We start from the raw sequence: 1,340 nt of genomic DNA on the forward strand, positions 1-1,340 counted from the left end.
CTAGTTCCACCCAAGTTTGTGTCGAGTAAAATAGGGGTAGAGCGCTTAGGAGGCCAACGTGATGGCCAAGCAACGACGGAAGCGTGGAACCGCAGGCGATAAAACGATTTGTCTTCCCATTGCAGACGGCCTCGACTACGCCACTTTGGTGGACGACCGGGAGGTCTTTCGCCAGTATCTCGACGAGCAGATTGCGGCTCACCCTGAACTGTTCCCCGAAGGAATTGAGGGCGGTTATCGCTTTCACGGATGGGTCGAGTCCTCCCGCCAGCAGATTAAGACCCGACGGATTTTGCTGCCGAGGACGAAGGAGGCCTATCAACTGCGTCCAGATTTTGTGATGCCATACATGAGCGAAACCGCAGAAATGGCGGATAAAGCCCTCTACTTGAGGAAGCATGGTCTGGGGTTTGAGGGCATTGCCTATGTGCTGGGGCGCTCCGAGATGCACTGGTATCGTCTCTGTCAGTCCTTGGGCCGAGCCTCCATTGTCGGGACTACCGTTAAAAGGGAAACGGCGCTCCCCCCCATCTAGTTGCCGACGAGAAGCACTGTAATTGGAAAGGGAACCGGGCCTATCTGGCCGTCACCGCCGCCCAAGGGTGCATCTTAGGGGCCAGTCTGAGTACCAGGGCAGGGCAGGACGGACTCACTGAAGCCTATGGCGTGTTCCAGCAGGAAGCCACCCATCATGCCCCTGACTATGCTCCCAAGACAGTAACCACCGATGGGTGGGAGGCCACCCGAGCCGCTTGGGAAACGTTATTTCCTGGCATCGTCTGGATTCTGTGCTTTCTCCATGAGGTGATTAAAATCAGGGATTGGTGCCGCTCGAAACCCGCACTCCGGCAACAACTCCTCAACAAACTTTGGCATGTCTATCAGGCCACCAGCAAGCGACACTTTGCCCAACGATTGCGACGGTTGCTGGAGTGGGTGAACAGATGCACCTTGCCCAAGGCTATTGACGGGCGCTTGCGACGGCTGAAAGGCAAGTCTCGGTTCTTCCAACGGGCCTTTGACTTCCCTGACGCTTATCGCACCAGTAATCAGGTGGACCGACCCATGAACTATCTCGACCGCACTTTATATGCCATGCAAGATTTCCACGGGAAATGGGAATCCGCAGAGCAATCCAGTCGGGCCATGGCATTACTCTGGAACTTTCATCCGTTTTGTCGCAAAACTCAGACAGCGATGGATGGCTGCTTATGCCCCTTTGAACAACTCAACGGTTTCCGCTATCACGACAACTGGGTGCGCAACCTGCTGATTGCCTCTTCGTTAAATGGCAGAAGGCCGTTGCCCAGGAAAGCCGACACAAAATAAGTTGGAACTAG

Annotated in this window: 2 protein-coding genes; both read left to right on the forward strand. The window is 55.1% G+C overall.

Annotated elements, in window-relative coordinates:
* Window positions 1-61: 61 nt before the first annotated feature.
* Entirely contained in the window at window positions 62-535 is a 474-nt protein-coding gene (locus IQ273_RS33170; protein ID WP_194027318.1) for a hypothetical protein, read from the forward strand.
* Window positions 536-666: 131 nt separating this feature from the next.
* Window positions 667-1,329: a hypothetical protein gene (locus IQ273_RS33175; RefSeq protein ID WP_313898347.1), complete on the forward strand. Its 663-nt coding sequence runs from the start codon at window positions 667-669 to the stop codon at window positions 1,327-1,329.
* Window positions 1,330-1,340 lie beyond the last annotated feature (11 nt).

Source organism: Nodosilinea sp. LEGE 07298 (assembly GCF_015207265.1).
Taxonomy (GTDB): domain Bacteria; phylum Cyanobacteriota; class Cyanobacteriia; order Phormidesmidales; family Phormidesmidaceae; genus Nodosilinea.

What these genes read in the sequence shown, in the direction of transcription:
- IQ273_RS33170 (WP_194027318.1), top strand. Translation starts at nt 62, where the DNA reads ATGGCCAAGCAACGACGGAAGCGTGGAACCGCAGGCGATAAAACGATT.